At 48.3% G+C, this 1476-nt stretch carries 2 protein-coding genes; both read right to left on the bottom strand.

Annotation, left to right across the window (positions count from 1 at the left end):
• Window positions 1-202 precede the first annotated feature (202 nt).
• On the bottom strand, window positions 203-1105 hold the full coding sequence (locus R7O12_RS24615) for a hydroxymethylglutaryl-CoA lyase (protein ID WP_318126671.1): 903 nt from the start codon (window positions 1103-1105) through the stop codon (window positions 203-205).
• Window positions 1102-1476 (bottom strand): enoyl-CoA hydratase-related protein (locus R7O12_RS24620; protein WP_318126673.1); only part of this gene is annotated, 375 nt, incomplete at its 5' end. The genes R7O12_RS24615 and R7O12_RS24620, both read right to left, overlap by 4 nt.

Consider the following 1476-nt stretch of genomic DNA (forward strand, 5'->3'; position numbering starts at 1 on the left):
TACCTACGCTGTTGGTTGTGACGGCATTTGCGTTGTGGTTCGAACAGTCAACCATTGTTGCAATCTCTGCGCTTCTTGCGGGTTTGATCATGACCTACTTATCTATAGCAAAATGGCGCATGCCACTGCACTTTGATATCGGCATCAAAGCGAATTATGAAGTCTAACGGGCGGGTTAGTTGAGCCCGTCATGCAAAGTGCGTTATTCCATTCTATGACGTAATGCCTGTGAAACTTTCGATGTTGGTTGGCGTTGCAGTTCATCGCTTATCATCCATCCTGCTTTGGCTAACAGCTCTAAATCCACGCCAGTTTCAATGCCCAAGCCTTGGCATAAATACAACACGTCTTCTGTAGCAACATTGCCAGATGCACCATGTGCGTAAGGACACCCTCCCAATCCTGCGACACTGCTGTCTACCGTGTTGATGCCCATGCTTAAGGCCTGGTAGATATTTGCCAGCGCTTGTCCCCATGTATCATGAAAGTGTACGGCTAAACGTTGGTTTGGAATGCGCGCTAGCACCGATTCCAGCATCTCTTTTATACGATTAGGTGTACCGGTCCCGATCGTGTCGCCCAAGGACACCTCATAGCATCCCAACTCGATCAACGCTTGCGATATGTTGGCTACTTGTGTTGGAGATGTCGCCCCATCGTAAGGGCAATCGACGACGCACGACAGATATCCACGAACTGGAACATGGTATTTATCGGCCTGAACCATTAATGGCTCGAAGCGTTTCAAGCTCTCTGCAATTGAACAGTTGATATTATGCTGGCAAAAACCTTCAGAAGCCGAAGTGAAAATGGCGACCTGATTGGCGCCAGCATCTAAGGCTTGCTCTAACCCTTGGAGGTTAGGGGTGAGTACCGAGTAAGTCACCGAGGCTCTTCGCGTGATATTTTGCATGACTTCTTTGGAATCTGCCATTTGCGGAACCCATTTGGGTGAGACAAATGAGCCTGCTTCGATGTGACTCAAACCCGTGTCAGAAAGCAAATCAATCAGCCGGATTTTAGTGCGAGTCGAAACCGGTGATTCATTTTGAAGTCCATCTCTAGGGCCAACTTCAACAATGTTTACGTTAGTAGGCAGTGTCATTCTTCCTCCGCATCAGGTTGATGGACCCAGCTCGGAGGCCGTTTTTCTAAGAAAGCTTGTAAACCGTCTTGCCCTTGAGGCGATACACGGATATCGGCGATCAATTGGCTGGTGTAGCGGATAAGCTGAGAATCAATGGGATTTTGGTGGCATTGTTCGCACAGTGCTTTCGCTTTTCTCATCGCATCTGGGCTATTGAGTAGCAAAGAAGCGACGACTTCGCTTACGCATGATTCAAGCTCGTCATTTTGTTTCACTTGATGCACGATGCCAAATTGTTGCGCTTTAACCGCAGGGATGACTTCACCACTGAGGATGTAACGACGTGCTTGTCGATTGCCCATCGCACGGATCACGTATGGTGCAATTGT

It is taken from the genome of Vibrio sp. Vb1574, from assembly GCF_033338675.1.